This window comes from Shewanella vaxholmensis (assembly GCF_031932135.1).
Taxonomy (GTDB): Bacteria; Pseudomonadota; Gammaproteobacteria; order Enterobacterales; family Shewanellaceae; genus Shewanella; species Shewanella hafniensis.
The window spans coordinates 125,524-144,610 of record NZ_JAUOEV010000009.1 but is presented as its reverse complement, the minus strand read 5'-3'; the positions used below and the strand labels follow the sequence as shown (position 1 = coordinate 144,610).

Genomic DNA, 19,087 nt, shown 5'->3' with positions numbered 1-19,087 from the left:
GAACCTAACTTAACCCCAAAGCCTGTCGGCAAGACCCGATGCGCGTTGAGTCGCTTGGCTGCTGGCCCGCTCGAATACGTGCTGGGTGCCTAAGCAGGTAAAGTGGACTTTAGCGCGGGTGATGGCAGTGTAGACTAACTCTTTGGTCAGCAGTTGCCACTGGGCTAAGCTGGGGCTCGGTGGCAGCACTAAGGCCACGCGGCTAAATTCGCTGCCTTGGCTTTTGTGTACTGTCATGGCGTAACAGGTTTCATGGCTGGGCAAACGGGCTGGCAAGACTTTTAGCAGGCTGCCATCGGCCATGATGAAGTGCGCCATTAAACGTTCGGGTTTATCTTCATCCTGCAAAATCAATCCGATATCACCGTTAAACAGGCCTAAGTTATAGTCATTGCTTTGGATGATAATCGGCCGACCCAGATAAAACTCCTGTAGCGGTTTAATCAGCTTGGCATTGGCCAATGCTTGAGTTACATACTGATTAATGCCTTCAACCCCATAATCGCCTGAGCGCATGGCGCATAAAATGCGGTACTGGTTAAAGCTTTCTATGATCTCAGCTGTGCTTGGACGCTTACTTAAATCACTATGACTTCCATCGCTAATGTTTACATCGCTATTCAAGGCGCTGAGATAAATACCATATTGCTGGCAGGCTTGCTCCAGCAGTAAATTGAGTCCCATATTATTAGCAGGCTCGCTCACTTGGGCTTGGGTTTGGCTTACGACCATACTGTGTTCTAACCAGCTCAATTCAGCAGGGCCTTGTTGCCATACCTGCAATATGCCTTGAAGATCCGCGCGATTGACGGCGCTAGCAAGCAGCCCAATCCCTGCATCGCCTTTAAATCTATGGCTGTGCATCAGCATACACAAGCTATCGCCAAGTTTAGGGGCATCGTTGATAAAGGGCGTTAACTCAAAACCCGTTAATGCACTCAGGCGCTCGGCTTGCTCCTTGGAATAGCGCATTTGCCACAGAGCAGGATTGTTAGATGCTATGTTGTTTTGTGCAAGGTTATTGGGATCTACTGGTATTTTAAGACCTGCACAAATATCGGCGAGCACAGCGCCAGCCTCAACCGAGGCGAGTTGATCCTGATCGCCGAGTAAAATCAAACTGGCATGTTCCGGAAGTGCGCTGAGCAATTTATACATCATGGGCAAATCGACCATAGAGGCTTCGTCGACGATCAATAAGTCGAGCCGCAGCGGATTACCTTGATGATGGCGAAAGTGCGGCGAATTGGGGATCACCCCGAGCAGTCTGTGTAAGGTTGATGCCTCCTCTGGAATACGCCCCAATGCCGTTAAAAAGTCTTGGTTGTTTCTATTACGAGCTTCATCAATAACATCAGCATGGGCGCTGAGTTCCTTCGCTAGACGCGCTTTTGAGGCTTTGATCGATTCGCTTAAGCGAGCCGCCGCTTTTCCCGTCGGTGCGACTAAACGGATTTCCTGCATGGACTCCATTTGTAACAATAACAAAAGCTTAGTCACAGTGGTGGTTTTGCCCGTACCTGGGCCGCCAGTGATCACCGACAGTTTTTTACCCAGCGCAGTGGCCGTGGCGACCTTTTGCCAATCAATGGGTGCTGTGCTTTGTGTGCTTTCACTTTTAGTGATTACATTGGTAGTGAGTGCATTGCGAGTGAGAGCATGGGGCGCGAGCACAGTGGCAGGGAACAGTTGATCTAGCAGTGACCTCAATTTAGCGGTTTGAGTTTGCTCTTTGTGACTTACGTCTTCAGAATGTTGAGATACGCTGCCTGATAGGCGGATTAAAGAAGCGGCCACTGAGGTTTCAAATTGATGATAACGCTGCAAATAGAGTCTGCCATTATCAAAAATAAGTGGTTTGTTACTGCCCGCTTGGCCAACGGCATCAAAGGTTTGCAAAGTCTCTGTGAGTGCTTCGAGACTTAAGCTGATTTTACAATGGCTATTTTGCTCGGCCATGGGATTAAGCGGCACGATATGAGCGAGTACTAGGCAACTGTGCTGTGAAGATAATTGCTGGCTTAACAGCGCACACAGCAACATAAACAAGGGGTGTTGGCTGTCATTTGGATGTAAGTGGCTCATCTCGAGCGCGAAATGTCGGTCGAGCGGTGTGAGCAGTCGTTCTTGCTCCCACTGTTTTAACAGCTCTGGCAGCGGCGCGCTAAGCTGGATTGCGCCATGATCTATCCATTTCGCGGCTGTGAGTGAATGTGCCTTTAGCCCTTGGGTTGAGCGCATCATGCCGTGACTCCTGTATCGATTACACCAGCTAATCTGCTGTGAAATAAATTGTCATTAAATAGTGAATCCAGCGCGAGGATAAGTGCCTTCGGCGGCTTGTCGTAATAAACACCGTAGCCGGGATACTGAGCCGACATTCCCCGTAAGAACAAGTAATAACAACCGCCGATATGGCTGTCGTAGTCATAACTTGGCAGGCGTAAACTCAAATACCTGTGTAGCGCCAATGAGTAGAGGATGTACTGCAAATCGTACCTATGATCGGTTATGGCACTTTGCAGCGCGCTCTGATGATAGGCATTGATGTTGTCGCCTAAATGATTCGACTTATAGTCGGCGATGTAATATTGACCTTGGTATTCAAAGGTTAAGTCGATAAAGCCTTTGAGCATGCCCTTGAGATCATCAAACTTCAGTGTCGACTCATAGCCAAACTGCTGCAGTAGCGCATTGAGCTCAGTATCCTTAAGCTCGCTTAAAGGTAAATAAAACTCCATTTCGACTAAGGTATCCTGCGGCGATAACTTGGCTAAGCACAGATCTGGATGTTCAGGTTTGGGCGTTTTGGAATTATTCTCTAAGGCCGATGTTGAAGGCATTGTAGTTGGCACTGTTGTTGATGACACTGTTGATGGCATGAGCCCAAGCGGCGCATGCAGCACATCCAGATACCAAGTGTGCAATACCGTTTGCCACTCGGGCGCGATACCGTATTTCAGCATAGCTTTAGGCAATTGCTGCGGTAAGTCTCTGTCTGCCTGCGTAAAATCAATCTCTTCTAGCACTAAGTGCATAAAACTACCTGCGTTAGCGCCACGCTCAAAGTTAAAGCGATTGAGCATGTCATCCTGTGGCTCATGGCTTGGCTCATTATTAATTGAGAGTGTTTGCGCAGCCATATATTCAAGTGAGCCTAATGCTTCGTCATCTGCGCCAGGCGCGGCTTTGCCATGGCTGGTATTTTTAACTAGACCTGAATAACTGCCGACTCGCCACGGCGTGCAGTATTGGCGGGTTAAGGTTTTCGCGCTCAGTATGTTTGCTATGTCTTGGCTTGAGGGCAATGGCCGCTCGTCTATGTCATCGGTCACCTTATCAATTCTTATGGCTTCCACATCTTGTGCGAGCTGCTGCGCAGCATTGCAGATACGGGCAAAGTTACATTCTGAGTCGCTTATGCCCAATAGATAGCCGATGGCGGTTTCATGCAGCTGACTTTTAAGGCCATTTTTAAGCTGACGACTGTGATTAGCGATATACAAATAACACAAATACACAGGGCGAGTGAGCGCCACATATAACAGGCGTAAGTCTTCGGCCAAGGTTTCTTGCTTGGCGCGCTCCCAACCCTCATCCGTGCCTTCGATATCCCATACGAGTTCTTGCTCACCTGCATCGTTGGTTCTGTGGTACAGCATAGGCGTCGGGCGGCGGCGATTGTCGCGGGCTAGGCTAACAAAGGGCACAAAACAAACGGGATACTCAAGGCCCTTACTCTTATGGATAGTAACGATCTGCACCAGATTCTGCTCGCTTTCGAGGCGCAGCTGCTGTTCATCGGTGCCTGTGTTATCAATCAGTTGCTGTTCATACCAATTGAGCAGGGCGCTAATACCATCAAGCTCGGTCGCCTTTTGCTGTAATAGCTCGGCAAGGTGGCGAAAATCCGTCAGGCGACGCTCGCCGTTGGTGGCATCTTGCTCTTGAGTATCTACCTCAGCACTGGCGGTGTGCAGTAAACGGTCAATCAGTTTAGTGCTATTGGCAAGGCTGAGTAGCGCGGGCATGATGCCGCGTTTCTGCCACACTTGGTGCAAGTTAAAAAACTGCTCTAATAACAGCTGTCTGTGTTCTTCATCTTGGTTGAAGGCATGAATTTGCTCGGCGCTGTAGCCTAATAATGCCGTGGCTAGGGCGCTGCGCAGTGCCCGCTCATCCTTAGGATTCGCCAGAGATCGCAAAATTAACGCCATTTCTCGCGCTTCAAGGGTATCGAACACACTGTCGCGACTTAAAAACACTGCGCCTATGTGACGTTTACTCAGTGCGGTTTTCATCACAGCCGCTTCGTTGCGATCCCGCACTAAGATAGCGATGTCTTTCGCGATTAAAGGCCCTTTCGGGCTGTGGCATTCGCCATTGGCCGCATCTGTCAGTAAACGGGTGATCTCCGCCGCTACATCTTCGGCGAGCAAGTGTCTGGCGGTGGTTTTGTTGAGGCCGTTTTCTGCGCTTTCGCTTAAGAGTCTTAATCTTAAGGCGGCTGGATTGACGGTTTTTTCAGTGAGGGTTTTCCCCTTGGCACTACTGGGCGTTTTCACGCTATCAAAGGGGATCGACTGACTGATAAAAGGATCGTGATGCTGGCTAAAGAGATGGTTAACCCCAGCGACCATGTTTGCACTTGATCGGTAGTTGGTATCTAGATGATAGTGGGCCTGCGTATGATGACGGGCCTCAATATAGGTATGAATATCGGCGCCGCGAAAGGCATAAATGGCCTGTTTAGGATCGCCAATCATCAACAGGCTGAGCTTGTTCTCTGTAGTATCTACACCTTGCTGCTCAAACGAGTAGCGGCCTTGGTAGATGCCAGAGAAGATCGCAAATTGCAGCGGATCGGTATCTTGGAATTCATCGATAAGCGCGACGGGGAAACGTGTTGCTACAGCTTTGGGCAAGGTTTCATTATTGGCATGTAGCGCGCTTGCTAATGTCGTGAGTAAATCATCTGGGGTCAGCACGTTTTTTTGCTGCTTTTGCTGGGTAAATCGCTCGCTTATACCAAGTTTCGCACTATACAAAAACGCCGGTTTAATAGCGGCAATCAATGTGGCGAGCTGCTCCATATGATCCATCAGCGGTGCTTCGCTCACACTTGGGATCACGCCGCCCTTGTTGAGTTTTAACTCAGACAAGGACAAGGCTTCTAACTCTTTCAGCGGCGGCAACCCATGACCGAAAGCGAGCCAGTTATCCAGCGCATCGAACATGGCGGCGAGTTTGGGGTACTTATCCGTTGCCTTGCCAAAGCGAGTGCCGTTCAGCGGCAAACTGTGAAGCAATGCCAATAAGCCATCGCGCCCCCGTGGCCAAGCTAATTTAAAGCGCTCTAAACTTTGGCGCAGTGACAGGGCCAAGGCATCAAACTTAAGCGCGGGTTTCAGAGGCTTTGCTTGACTGGCGCCAAGGAGCGGTCGCAACTGTTTGACTAACCCATCGGGCTCGCCAAATTCCTTGGCAATGATTTGCGCTAAGTAATCGGGCAGCGGATAACAGGCCTCACGCCAAAAATCCCGCACGGCATGGTGCAAAAATTCGCTGTCTTCCAAGGTAAAGTCCGATTCGAACAGCAAGGAAGACTCAAAGGCGAGATCCGATAAAATTCGCTGACAGAAACCGTGGATGGTAAAAATCGCCGCTTCATCGAGGGATTTAAGGGCGAGATCGAATCGCCTCAGGGCAATGGCGCGTTCACTCTCTGGGGTGTTGTCATACAACGCCTGCACAAAGGGATCGGCAATCGTTAGCCCTAAGAAGCACTTAAAGGCGACTTGAATACGGCGACGAATACGATCCCTTAGCTCTTCGGTGGCCGCATTGGTGAAAGTTACTACGAGAATCTGCTCGCAGGTCAGCGGCGCTGCTATGCCATCGCCAAGCAATAAGCGTAAGTAAAGACCTGAAATGGTGTAGGTTTTACCTGTGCCAGCGCTGGCTTCAATCAGACGACTACCACCAAAGGGCAGAGTGAGAGGATCAAGCGCCTGTGGTGCTGAATTTAACGCTGCTGCGTTTAACTGCATCGGTTCACTCATGCTTGCTCTCCCTGTGCGCTATCGCGGTTCAAATGTGCTGCAGTCGCTCGTGTGTCAGTCGCTTGTACATTGGGTGTTTGGCCTTGGGTCATGCCATCGTTCAGCGCAAATTCCTCAAGCTGAGCCAGTGTGTCTTTGAGATATAAACTCACCATAGGGCGATAGATGCGCTCTGCTAATGCGCCAAAGTTATCCTCAGCGAAATCCCTCGGGAAGCTGAATAAGCGCTGATAATGGGGTTCGTTCCCTTCTCCTAATTGACTCTGCTCATCCAGCCACTCAGGCAACGCTTGCTGTAAACGCTCATCATGTTCACCTTCACAGCTAACGTAGGCCAGTGAGGTGCGCGGCATAAAACACAGTGGGTGTTGCTGGCCTTGATAAAACAGTACCAGCAAATCGGCCAGTAACGCATGGGCGCGCTCAGCAGTAATTGGCGCTAAGGCGTGAAAATGCCCCATATCGAGTAGATAGCTTGCATGTGTGTGCCCCATTGCCATTAAACACAGGTGGCGAAGGTATAACCTCAGCACATCGCGGCCGTGGGCGCTACCGGGACGGTAATTGACTAATCCCTTAGGGCTTAAGTCATCGATACGGCCTTGCAGTAACACTTGCTGGGATTTACCCGCCGTGATGGGTAAGTCAAACAGGAGTTTAATATCCGCATGACTGCTGGCTTGTTCTCCCTTAAGGAACAAGGTTCTGCCAATCAAAGGCTTAATATCGTGCTGATATTGGCGTAGCAGTAAATCATCGAAGGGCTGCATGGGCAAACTGCCGCTGGCTTTGAGGCGTTTAATCAGCTCGATATCGGGCTCAGTCAGACCTTGGCCTATGGCATCGTCGAGTAACTGGGCCTGCAACATATAGCGCTCTAGGGCATTTAGGCTAAAGGGCTCGTCATTATCATCGGCCTGAATATTAAGGCTAAGATCGACTTTAAGTGTTCGGTTGAAGAAGTACTGCGCCGGATTTCGAAAGAAACGGATCAGGGCAGACACATCCACTTGCTTGCTTTGCGTTGCGTGCACAGAAGCGGGCTGTGCCTCTGTATCTGGCATTGAGCCTTGCTCATCTGCTTCGAGCATGATGCGAGTTTGCGCGCCGATAAAGCGGCCCGCATGTGTGCCCGCAGCGCCCGCATTGGGTGGACACCATTGCTGGCTGTAACTTTGGCCTATGCTTGAGCCATCTTCGTCGCTATTTTTTACTGTGGACTGATACAACTTAGGATCGAAGGGTTGCAGCGGCTGGTGGCTGACGATCGCGTTATAGAGGGCTTTTTCAGCATCTTCTGGGTCTATCGGGCTTGAAGCGTTTTGCGATTGAGCCACTAGCGTTTCAGGCAAATAGCACAGCTGACAATATTCAATCAGTTCAGAGACGAGCATAGAGGCGATACGCTCCGAGTTATCCCGTTCGCTGCGGCCAATATAGCTGATGTACAGTTGCTCGCGCGCCGACAATAAGGCTTCTAAAAACAAATATCTGTCATCGAGACGGCGGGAACGATCGCCTTTACGGGCACCGAAATGCGCCATTAAATCAAAGCCGACGGGATGCTGAACCCTAGGATACACCCCATCATTCATGCCGAGTAAACACACGACCTTAAAGGGGATAGAGCGCATCGGCATCAAGGTACAAAAATTCACGCTCCCCGCAAGATAACGCTGGCCGACCCGAGATTCGGTTAAGCGTTGATTAAACCATTGTTGCAGCACTTCGATACTGAGGCTAAGTCCGTTTATACTCTGTTGGGCTAGCGTCTCGAACATACTTGTATCTAACGAGTTTGAATCTAAGGGCTTGCCCGCCGATAGTAACTCTTGCTCTAGGGCGGCAATGGCATCGCGGATTTCCTGCAATTGTTCGCGCTCGTCTTCATCTGTGTCGTAGAAGGCATCCAGCAGCTCAGTTAATTCAGCCAAACGCAGGGCGCCCACTTGCGGCAGGGCGAGTATTTGCGCCGTTTTATCGAGTACTTCAATAAAATTGAGTAACTTACCCAGCGCCTGCGCCGATTGGCCTTCGATGCCAGTCACGATTAGATGGTCTTGGTACAGCGGCGCATCGTCACTCAAGGCGTAGCCTAAAATCAGCCTTTTAATACCAAAGGCCCAGGAGTTTTGCTCAAACGCTGGCACACCTTGCTTAAGGCGGCTTTGTTCATCGCGGCCCCAGCGCACGCCCGCTTCATCTAACCAGCGGCGGATCAGTTGCAATTCATCGTCATCGAGCTGGAAACGGCGCAAAATGGCGGGCACTTCGAGTATGCTCAAAATGTCGGTCAGACCAAAACGGCTCTGATTAATCCCGAGTAAATTCAAAAAGCTATTGATGAGCGGTGATTCCTGCGCTGCGCCTCGGTCGGCAATGGCGTAGGGAATGTAATGCAGACCTTGCTTCGCCGAGAAGACGGCATCGATATAGGGGGCGTAGGCGGCGACATCGGGCATCATCACCACTATGTCTTTAGGTGTCAGGTCGGCATGGTTGCTGAGTAACTCAAGCAAGTGATCGTGCAGGGTTTCGACTTCCCGCAGTGGACTGTGACAACTCTTGACTCGAATGGATTCATCGTCGCGCTTAAGCAGGCGTCTGTTCTCAACATTCTGATACAGCTCTGCATCTGGCCCTAGTACTCTGTCTAAGGTTTGCATCTCTAAAATATCGTATTGCACCCCGTGGAGCATGCTGGCATGACTGTGTGGCGAGTTGGGATCGTCGCAGGGCTCACAATACACATCGTCGCCAAAGTCGCAGTGTTCGGCGGGAAGTTCAAGCAGCATATCAAGTAATTCACGGCCCATCTTGCCGTTATTGGCAAGCAGCGGATTACCCACTTCGAGTTTATCTTCCCACAGTTCGGCTAATTGGCGTTTACCTGCATATTGCACCGCCATGCGGGCACGATTACGGGGATCAACAATGTCACCCCAATAGTGCTGACATGGGCTTAAACCCAGCACGATCACATCGATACGACCTGCCAGATGGTAAAGCACTTCGAGGGTTTGCGGCGCCATCGAGGAAATGCCAAACACAAATAAGCGTTGCGGTAATTTGGCGAGTGACGTGTCGGGATGATTCAGCGCGGCAATTAAGTCGCTGTGCAGGTTGGCCCTGTGGTAATGGCTTTGATGAAGCTCATCGCGGTTAAAGGCAATGAGCGCGCGCCATAAAATGGGTTGCCAGCGTTGGTCTTCATTCAGCGATTTGGTGAGTGACTCGGGATGCTCGTTTTGCTCCCACGCTAAAATCCAATCGGGGCGATACACTAAGTATTGGTCGAAGATATCGGCAATACGGCCACAGAGTTGGTACAGCTTAATATCGTCAGCCGTCATATCACTGGTGTTGAGATGTTCACTCGTGTCGGCGGTATTTATGGTGGGCGTATTTTCTAGGGTATTACCTAGATAGTGTCTCAATGGCCCAAAGGCGTCATCTTGTAACATGCGCGGCAAGAGTTGCATCAGCTTCCACGTCATCGCCGCCTTAGTGAAGGCGTTGTCCTTGGGCACATCGGGCAATAAGTCATGGCACAACTGCCAGGTAAAGCTCGACGGCAGTGGGAATTCCAATGCGGCGGCAATCCCATTTTGTTTGGCGATTTCGAGGCGCAGCCAAGTGGACATGCCGGGACTCTGCACCAGAATATGCTCGTTACTCAGTAGACGTGCAAAAGTAAGGGGTTGGGTCAGGTAAGCGGCTAAATGGGCGCAGAGCACTTCCATCTGATTGGACTGGATTAACTTTAGCATGTGCAACTCGGCATGGTGACAGTAAAACAATTCTATGTGTTTGATTTATAAGATTCAACACTATTGCTGCTTCTGTGGAATTAACCCGCAATTTTAGGCGTTTACTGAGCCTTAAACTGGTGAAACTTGGCCGGCTAATGCTCAGCTTACCAATGCTAGGCTAGCGTGAACTTCTTTTTCACCTTAGCCCTGAGTAATAACCAATTCAGTTGCTTCGCCGCCGCTTTAAATTTTGTTAAATGCGCTTGATAGGCATCAGCCGGTAAATCTTGATACTTCAGCGCCACATAACTTTGGGTAAAGGTGTGCATTAGCGCACAAAGCTGTGGTGCACTGTGTTGGTATTGCTCGATAATCTGCTGCGCAAATTGGTTTGGCCCATCACTGTCATTACGCTTAATACCATGGCGGGCGAGGCGATTGCAGATCTGTTGATAGCGGGCGCTGATAGGATCGCCTTGAGTGCTAAAATGTAATAGCCCCGCACTGTAGGCGATATAGAGCACGATAAGGCTGATACACAGCCCCATAAAGACCGCGATTTTAGTGTTAGTTACATCACCTAAGATGCCGCTGAGCACTTGATTTTGTCTATCTTGATTGAAACCCAGAACCCACACGCTCCAGTAATAATCTATGCTGGCAAAACGTTGCCTTAACTCATTGAGCCAAGGCATGGATTTAAAGCGTAAGCTACTAAAAGGGCTTTCCTGCAGGTAACTCAGCGCGGGATCAAACTGGGCGTCGAATCCTTGTTCGATTCGATCGGGCGCCACCATAGCAGTCGGGTCGAAACGCACCCAACCTTCACCTTCGAGCCAAACCTCAGCCCATGCGTGGGCCATATATTGATACACGCTGTAGTAACCCGCTTGCGGATTCAACTCACCGCCCTGATAACCCGTAACCATACGTGCGGGTAAGCCTGTGGCCCGCGCCATAACAATGAAGGCTGCGGCATAGTGCACACAAAATCCGGCTTTGTTTTCAAATAGAAAATCATCCACTTGTTGCGGTCCAAGGGGAGGTGGCGTGAGTGTGTAGAAAAAAGGCTCGGTATTAAAGTGGCGCATCATGGCCCAGAGTCGTGGCTTAGGCTCGGGATATTGAGTCTTGAATTGCTCGGCCAGCGCCCAAGTTCGTGGATTACTGTTACTCGGAAGTTCGATGTTAATCTGCCTTTGCCGCGCCGAGAGCCTGAGATCCATCTTCGCCTTGGGCCAAGACTCTACTTGATAACTCATTCGCTGATCGACATTGCGCAGCGCTAACAGCCGATAGTCGGGCATATTGACCACACTATCATCTTGGCTGTAGGCGACATCAAGGCCAAATAACCACGGCTGGTGGCTCGGCTCAGCAATCACTTGGTAACGAATACTCGGCTTGTTGTTTTGCTTGTCTTGTTTTGCAGCATCTTGATCTTCGCTACTTATCGAAGCGGGGTTCTTTGTTAAATCAGGATCATTGGTCATAGCGTCAGAACTGGTGACCATCAAAGCTGGACTATTAAGCATCAATGCAGGACTGGGCCGCGAGGGCGGGAACAGCAACGCATCTTTTTGCAGCTTTTGAATGCCTTCCTCCTGACGCCAAGTTATACCGTCATAGTTTTCCATCACCAGCGCGCGCCAATATAACTCAGCATTAATGGGCGCCGCATTGTTAAAACTCGCCCTAAAGGCCAGTTCGGTCGAACGGGTGAGCTTGCCGATATCACCAATGGCCAGACTATCAGACAAGCCCGTTTGCGCTTCTTTCATGTTGGGCACTAACCAGAGCGGCGCAAAACGCGGTAACACTAAAAACAACAGCAGTGCGAGGGGCACACTCTGGAGTAAAAATTTACTACCGAGCCATGCCGTGTGTTTTAGGGAGTGTTTATCTTGATACAAAGTAACGAGTACGCAGGTATTGATCAGCGTTACCACGAGTAAATGCGCGGTATTAAGCAGGGATTGATGGTCGATAAAGGTCAGCGCGATAATAAAATAGCCCGCGAGGACGACAACGCGCACATCCCTTTGATTACGCATTTCAATGTATTTTAAGGCATAACCTAACAGCAGCAGATTCACTAGCGCATTGAGTAAGCCTATTTCCTTTGAAACGAGTGCCAGTGTGGTTGCGGCGCCGATCGCAAGACTGGTGACCAGAAAACGCGGCGGCTTTGCCACTTTGCCGACATAAATCCCCACACGCCACAGCAAACAAATTGCGCAAATGCCTAAGGTCCAAGGCGTGGTTTTATCAAATAGCGGGCTCAGTACGGCGATATTGGTGATTAATAACCAAAAGAGTGTCTGACGGCTGATGTTATCGCCAATTTGCGGTGTCGTGCTGCTGGCCGTTAATGTCATACCTGTTCCCTCGAGGTCGGGATATGACGCTGCTTGCTGGTGGTTTTAGCCATTTTATTTGAGTGCTTTGCCGCTGACGACGAATTAACGGCTGACGGCGCAAGCTTTGGATACAAGGCAAGGGCCTTATGGCAGGCTATTCTATGGTTATGACCGATAGAGGGCGCGATCAGGATATCCTCGCCCATGGGTGTTTGCAGATGTAGGCCAAAATATTGCTCGAGTTGCGTGAGTTTATTGATTTGCCAGCTTAATTGACTCAACTGGGTTTCGAGCCGTTTAGCATCGGGTCTGAGTCTTAACCAAACGGGATCGCCTTGGGGCTGCTGGAATTCTTTACTCAACATACCGCGCCCCTGCGCCCACTGTTTCCACGCCACTTGCTTGAGGGACTCGCCGAGCACATGGGGTTTAAGGCCTTTAAACTCATCGATACCCGACACATGTTTACCCGCCAGTAGCAGAGGATCTTGCTCAGACTGAGTATGATCAGCCTCAAGTTGCAGCGGCGCTTCAATCGGCTGGGCAAAGACTAAGTGGCTGATGCCCAAATCCACATGGGACCAAGCGCGGCACAGCCCTAAGGGATAAAAGGATTCAATTTTGAGCCGCCCCGGTGACACTTGGCCCCGCTGATGATATTCGAAGGGCACGAGCGCTTGCTGTTCATCTGTACTGACGTTCTGCACCGTATAAGTGCGATTATGCGGATAGTTAAGCTGAATATTATGACCACTGTGGTGAGTGCTGATGAGGACAGGAAAAGTTAAGGTTTCGCCGGCATAGACTTCGGGCGGCGTCATGGCGCGTAAATGTAGACCCGCCAGATTTTTGTAACTGTAGAGAATACAGGTATTAAACAGGCTTAGGAGTAAGATACTAAGGCCAATGACTAAATTATTTTGATAGTTAGTACCAAATAGATATAAGAGTAAAACCAACCCGAGCCAAACTAAACCGAAACCACTCGGCAGAATAAAAATACTGCGATGGCTTAAGGTGATTTCAGGACTCGGTGGCAAACGCCTCGCTAACCAACGCTGCCAAATCGGTTCTAAAGTCGGCACGAAAGTTGGGCGTATCAGTCGTTTCACTTTTGCATCACTTCCTTGATTGAATGGCTTGCTTTAACAGCTCGATTTTATTGCTAAGTTAATGAATGCCTTCACAATATTGTTCATGTCAGCGGCTCGCTACATGATGGGATTAACGCTCGCCAGAATTCGCTCGGATAGGGCTTCGCCCTGTAATTGGCTACTGGTTCTGAGTCTATGCTCCGCCACGCAGCAAAATACCGCTTGTACATCTTCAGGGACTAAATAATGTCGACCCTCTAAAAAAGCCCATGCCTTAGCGGCTTGCAATAGGGCTTTGGTGGCGCGGGGCGATAAACCCACGCTATCACTTTGGCTGCGAGAAAAACTCACTAAGGCCAGAATGTAATTGAGTAAGGCATCGGAAGCGCTGACCTTGTCGCACTGTTCTTGCAGTTGCATCAAGGCCAGTGGTGTCAAGCATTGGGGCAGTTGAGCTAAGGTTAAGTGGTTATGATTGCTCTTCAGCATCGCAAGTTCGGCGTCGTGGCTTGGATAACCAATTGACAGACGCATCATAAACCGGTCGAGCTGCGATTCTGGCAGTGGAAAAGTGCCGGATTGATCGGTGGGGTTTTGAGTCGCGATCACAAAGAAAGGATTGGGCAATCTGTGGGTGATGCCATCGACGGAGATTTGTTGTTCGGCCATCGCTTCAAGCAAGGCGCTTTGGGTCTTAGGGCTGGCGCGGTTAATTTCATCGGCCAAGATCATCTGCTTAAAAATCGGCCCTGGATGGAAGATAAATTGCGCCTGATGTTTATCAAAAATAGACACACCGAGAATATCAGCGGGCAGCATGTCGCTGGTAAATTGAATTCTTTGGTAACTCAAGCCCAAGCTTTGGGCTATGCCATGGGAAATACTGGTTTTACCCATGCCGGGTAAATCTTCAATCAGCAGGTGGCCGCGGGCGAGAATGCAGGCCAAAGCAAGCCGAATTTGCCTTGGTTTGCCCAGCAACACTTGTTCGAGTTGATGTAGTAATTCGCTGATCCCAGATTGTGCCACGGGCGACTCCTAATACATTTAAAAGCGTAACTGAAAGTGCATGCGAAAGCAGACAAGCTTTACCACTATGGCGGATCATCGCCTGCTTATCCAGTGGCATTTCTAGTGCGAAATCAATTACTCGACTGAATGACGTTTAGGCTTGCGTGTGCTGGTGGCGCAAAGTCAAAGGGCGACGCGTGGATCTATGCAAGACACAGCGCTTGACTGCGGGTGGGGCGAATAAACCAAGATTTAAACAGAAAGCCTTGGACTAAGTCGACGCCTATGTCTCGCGCAAACGCCAAGTGGGCTTCGGTTTCTATGCCTTCTAGAATGCACTGTTTGTTGGTTTGCTTGGCAAAGTTAATCAGCGCTATGAGTAATTGGACTCCCTCGGGATGCGTGATGTGGGTTAACCAATGACGATCTAACTTGAGATAATCCACATTCATCATCAAATCGACACAAAGCATGGAGTGGGGCGCGCCAATATCGTCCAGCGCTACCTTGATATTTGCTTGTTTAAATTGGCTGAATAGCTGATTGGCAAGCTGGGCATCGTTAATGCAGGTATTTTCAATGATTTCGACCGTGACTTGCTGGTACTGCGATAATAGCTTTATAAGCTTGGCAGTATGTGGCCCATCGACAGCATGGGGATCGACATTGATAAAAATGCGCTGCTGGCTGGGCGCGTGAGCGAGTTGAAATGCTTTGGCTTGATATTCAACGGCGGCGAGTAATTCTGTGGATTCATGCAATTGCTCGAACACGATATTAGGTGCAACCGCATCGCCATCAGGTAGATAAAAACGCGCTAAGGCTTCATAGCCGTCGATGGCTAACGTATGGGGATCGACAAAGGGTTGGTATTCGCAGCTGAGCGTTAACGAACTAAGGTTAATCATGGGCCTAATGGGAGTCTTAATGCATTAATACTAATTATTCGCATTTAATGCCTCGCAGTGCAAACAAGTTTACGATAAAACGGCGTGATTGCTGAATAATTATTCGCTTTGCTAATTATTTGAATTTAGAGAATATCATTCAGAATTTTTGGCGGTTAAAGCATGAGCATTACCTTAGGGTATGCTGAAAAGTAGGAACTCGATACTGCTGAGTATCGAGTTCCTTTTTATGTCGCGAGTTAGTAAGCAAACTTCAGTTCGGCTTCGCTGAATAATGGCTGCGCTTTTTGCTCCTGCGCCTCATAAATCAATCGATAGCTGAAGACGGCTTGCACATATTCACGGGTCTCAGTGAAGGGAATGGCTTCGATAAAGCCCATGGCATCGAGTTTGCCATCTGAATTTGCTAACCAGCGACGCACCCGTGACGGACCGGCGTTATAGGCGGCTGTGGCGAGGATACGGTTCTGGTTAAACTCTTTCAACAACTGGGCATAGTAAGCACTGCCAAGATTGAGGTTAAGCTCCGCGCTATAAAGATCCTTAGGATCGCTATATTTAGCCCCATGTTTCTTGGCGGTTGCTTTAGCGGTCGCAGGCATAATTTGCATTAAGCCGCGGGCACCGACGCCTGAGGTCGCATAAAGATAAAATGCGCTCTCGCGGCGACTGATCGCTCGGATTTCATCTATGTTCACTTTGTGCTTTTTACTGGCGTGTTCAAAACCTTCTTGGTGCGCCATCGGGAAGCGTAGGGGAATGTCATCCCACAACTTACCTTGGATACTGGCTTCGACGCCAAAATCATACCAGCCTTGCTCATGGGCATAACGGCCGTAACGGGCTCGCATAGTATTGTCACTGCGTCTGAGCAGCGACATCCATTCGTAACGTGCATCGAAATAACGATCCAGCGCCATTAGCTCTTGCACGCGCACAAAACCCAGATCATCGGTTAATTTTTGGCTGCTGGCGTCGACGACAGGCTCAGGGCTTTGATTCAGCGAGACGGGTTTATTTAAAAACTGTGCGGCGGCAAAACCGTAAAAATTACGTTCATTGCTGATTGTCGCCAGCGCTTTGGTGGCACTTTCTGGCGCATCTTTAGCATTAGTGCGATAGAGCCAATATTGCCAGCGCTCCTTAGCCAAGGTTTCAGGTTGCAGTAAATTTAAATAACGGGCAATGCTGCGCATGTCGTGATCGCGAATGGCCCATCTTAACCGGCGTTCAAATAAGTCGTCACTTTTTAGCTCGGCCAGCACATTGTCGACATAGCTTTTATGGCTATCATCTTGTTCGATTAAGATACGGCGAACTAAGTATTTATCCAGTTGTTGGGCTTGTGCTGGCGTGAAACGATTAGCCTTTTGATACCGTTCATACAAATTAATCGCTTGGTCGAGATCCTTGCGGGCAAGACGTTTTAATCCCGCCGCGACTATGTCACCCACAATCGGATTTTTATCCTTAAACTTTTCGGTATGGCGCAGGCTGTTTGGATCTTTATAGACGGCGACTAAGCGCTTCGCTTCGTTATTATGGGTGGTGATTTTCTGGGATAAAAAGCTCAGCAGACTGGTTTCGCCAGTTTCAAAACTCAGCATCATCCGCGCCCAGATCACATCTTGAGTGCGTTTACCTGCTTTGGTCCAAGCATTAAACAGGGGATCACATTCCTTTGGCCGTGAACTACCAAAGACCCAGAGTGATTGCGCCGCCGCATAGACGGTTTTTATCTCGCCCTTGGCAAGTTTTGCTTCGTAGTAATAACATTGCAGGCGGATGTCGGTAGGAGCATCGGGGCTTATCGCAAGATAATCACTCCAGCGTTTTTGGGTTCCCGCATTGTTTAAGTATTTAGACCTTAACCTGTTGTACATAGGCGTGGTTTGATACTTATCAATCAGATTTTTTGCCGCAGCGCCATGCAAACCATTGAGATCGCCTATGTCGATATCATGGTCTAAGTAAATCGCCAGCGGATAATCGCCTAATTTTGCCCGTAGGGGTTTATAGACTTCATAGTCCTGTTTCTTTAAGGCTTTTTCGGCCTCAAGGAAGGTTTTCTGCGTTGGCGTTAACGCGAATGCAGAAGGGGCATTCAAGGCGCCTGCGAGCAATATTGCGCTGGATATAACCACATTCATCACGGCTTTGCACATGGAGCGTTTGCCTCCGGGCATCAAGGTATCAATCGACATGTCCGTATCGATTCAAGGTTATTGGTGAGTGTTTAACTCTATTAATCAATTAGGTTTTTCAACTTTGTAATCAACTCAGTCTCTCAACTCTCTATCTCATTCTGGATTTACGCGGGTTCGAGTTCTGTGTCCTTAGGATCGCGCGTTGGCGGCAGCGTCTGCTCCGCGTCATCCTGTGTATCGTTGTCGTCTTGGGCTTCATTAAGCGCTTTTTCTAATAGCATTTTATCCAGTTGTTTGCTGGTATCGACCCCGAGTTGCTGCATTAAGTGGGCTTGACGCACTAGATTGCCTTTGCCCGATGACAGCTTGTTCATGGCGCTGTGATAGGTTTTTTCGGCGTTATCTAAGGCACGACCGAGTTTTTCCATGTCTTCAATATAACCACATAACTTGTCGTAAATACGACCCGCTTGTTTTGCTATGGTTTGCGCGTGTTGGTTTTGATATTCGTAGCGCCAAATATTGTTAATGGTGCGCAGGGCTACCAGTAAATTCGTCGGGCTTACCAACATGATATTCTGCTCAAGAGCAAAATTGACTAGGCTAGGATCATGCTCTAACGCCAGTAAAAATGCCGGTTCAATAGGAATAAACATCAACACATAATCGAGGCTCTTAAGCCCGTGCAGATTTTGATAATCCTTTTGACTCAAGCCCTTAATGTGACTGCGAATCGAGATCACATGCTCATTAATCGCCTGTTGGCGTAGGGCAGGATCTTCACTGTTGAAGTAACGCTCATAACTGACTAAGGACATTTTAGCATCGATGACCACGTCTTTATTTTCTGGCAGATGCACAATCACATCCGGCTTAAAGCGCTTACCGTTGTCGTCCTTGAGATCTTGCTGGGTATGGTATTCATGGCCTTCACGTAGACCGCTTTCCTGCAGGACGCGATCGAGGATCACTTCACCCCAGTTACCTTGCTGCTTGTTATCACCTTTAAGCGCTTTAGTCAGGTTGATTGCATCTTGGCTCATCTTCAGATTGAGATCTCGCAGGTGCTCAAGTTGATGTTTAAGGGCGCTGCGCTCGGACTGTTCGTGGGTGTAGGATTCACGAATTTGCTGTCTGAATCCTTCAAGCTGTTGTTTCAATGGCCCAAGCACGCCTTCGAGTTGGCTGGCATTTTGATGCTTAAAGTTTTCGCTACGTTCTTCAAAGATTCGATTGGCGAGGTTTTCAAATTGGGTTTGTAAGCGCACTTCGGCCGATTCTAAGCTAGCGATTTTATCCTGCAGTGATTCTTGCTGGGCATCGGCCTTGGCTTGAATGGTTTGCTGCATGGCATTGGATTTCGACAGCGCCAATTGAATTTCTAACTGACGGCGCTGGCTGTCATTCAATTGTTGCTCTAAGGTGGGTACACGTTCGGCTAAGGCCTCGGCTTTACCTAATTGTTCAATTTTGAGCTCAAGGCGCTGCTGGTATTGGCGCAGTTGCGCCTCTTTGTCATCAACCAAAATTTGCTGTTGTGCTAAGGATAATTCAGCATCTTCATTCACTTGACGCATCTCTTGCTCAAGTTGATCTTTATGTTGTTGCCAACGTTGGCGCGTGAGTCTTTGATTGAGCAGGGCACCGATCAACAGGCCTAAGAATGCAATGGCGAGAAGGCCGATGATTTCGGCGACGGAAAAAGATTGAGAAAATGGCATGATCAATAGCACTCCTTTAGCTTTGGCGCTTA

At 49.2% G+C, this 19,087-nt stretch carries 9 protein-coding genes; all 9 read right to left on the bottom strand.

Annotated elements, in window-relative coordinates; all coding sequences use genetic code 11:
• Positions 1 to 9: 9 nt before the first annotated feature.
• A complete protein-coding gene (recD, locus tag Q4Q46_RS10280; RefSeq protein WP_311905893.1) occupies positions 10 to 2,244 on the bottom strand; it encodes an exodeoxyribonuclease V subunit alpha in 2,235 nt (744 codons plus the stop codon).
• On the bottom strand, positions 2,241 to 6,062 hold the full coding sequence (gene recB / locus Q4Q46_RS10275) for an exodeoxyribonuclease V subunit beta (RefSeq protein WP_311905892.1): 3,822 nt from the start codon (positions 6,060 to 6,062) through the stop codon (positions 2,241 to 2,243). Before recB ends, recD begins: the two co-directional genes overlap by 4 nt.
• Positions 6,059 to 9,832 carry an exodeoxyribonuclease V subunit gamma gene (gene recC, locus Q4Q46_RS10270; RefSeq protein WP_311905891.1) on the bottom strand — a complete coding sequence of 1,258 codons (3,774 nt, stop codon included), beginning with the start codon at positions 9,830 to 9,832 and terminating at the stop codon, positions 6,059 to 6,061. Before recC ends, recB begins: the two co-directional genes overlap by 4 nt.
• A 155-nt stretch (positions 9,833 to 9,987) precedes the next feature.
• A complete protein-coding gene (locus Q4Q46_RS10265; RefSeq protein WP_311905890.1) occupies positions 9,988 to 12,192 on the bottom strand; it encodes a transglutaminase TgpA family protein in 2,205 nt (734 codons plus the stop codon).
• The gene (locus Q4Q46_RS10260; protein ID WP_311905889.1) at positions 12,189 to 13,286 is read right to left on the bottom strand and encodes a DUF58 domain-containing protein; all 1,098 of its coding nucleotides are present in this window, start codon (positions 13,284 to 13,286) and stop codon (positions 12,189 to 12,191) included. Before Q4Q46_RS10260 ends, Q4Q46_RS10265 begins: the two co-directional genes overlap by 4 nt.
• A 99-nt stretch (positions 13,287 to 13,385) precedes the next feature.
• Entirely contained in the window at positions 13,386 to 14,297 is a 912-nt protein-coding gene (locus Q4Q46_RS10255) for an AAA family ATPase (RefSeq protein WP_006087310.1), read from the bottom strand.
• A gap of 185 nt (positions 14,298 to 14,482) precedes the next feature.
• Positions 14,483 to 15,187 (bottom strand): EAL domain-containing protein, encoded by a 705-nt coding sequence (locus Q4Q46_RS10250; protein ID WP_006087311.1) that lies wholly within the window; start codon positions 15,185 to 15,187, stop codon positions 14,483 to 14,485.
• A 239-nt stretch (positions 15,188 to 15,426) separates the two neighbouring features.
• Positions 15,427 to 17,352 (bottom strand): transglycosylase SLT domain-containing protein, encoded by a 1,926-nt coding sequence (locus Q4Q46_RS10245; RefSeq protein ID WP_311905901.1) that lies wholly within the window; start codon positions 17,350 to 17,352, stop codon positions 15,427 to 15,429.
• A gap of 146 nt (positions 17,353 to 17,498) precedes the next feature.
• Positions 17,499 to 19,055, bottom strand: a complete 1,557-nt coding sequence (gene rmuC, locus Q4Q46_RS10240; RefSeq protein ID WP_220592899.1) for a DNA recombination protein RmuC — start codon at positions 19,053 to 19,055, stop codon at positions 17,499 to 17,501.
• Positions 19,056 to 19,087: the final 32 nt, after the last annotated feature.

Bases quoted from the DNA above. Each gene is read 5' to 3' on its own strand.
- Q4Q46_RS10265 (WP_311905890.1), bottom strand. From the start codon at position 12,192: ATGACATTAACGGCCAGCAGCACGACACCGCAAATTGGCGATAACATC.
- Q4Q46_RS10245 (WP_311905901.1), bottom strand. From the start codon at position 17,352: ATGTGCAAAGCCGTGATGAATGTGGTTATATCCAGCGCAATATTGCTC.
- recB (WP_311905892.1), bottom strand. From the start codon at position 6,062: ATGAGTGAACCGATGCAGTTAAACGCAGCAGCGTTAAATTCAGCACCA.
- recC (WP_311905891.1), bottom strand. From the start codon at position 9,832: ATGCTAAAGTTAATCCAGTCCAATCAGATGGAAGTGCTCTGCGCCCAT.
- rmuC (WP_220592899.1), bottom strand. From the start codon at position 19,055: ATGCCATTTTCTCAATCTTTTTCCGTCGCCGAAATCATCGGCCTTCTC.
- recD (WP_311905893.1), bottom strand. From the start codon at position 2,244: ATGATGCGCTCAACCCAAGGGCTAAAGGCACATTCACTCACAGCCGCG.
- Q4Q46_RS10250 (WP_006087311.1), bottom strand. From the start codon at position 15,187: ATGATTAACCTTAGTTCGTTAACGCTCAGCTGCGAATACCAACCCTTT.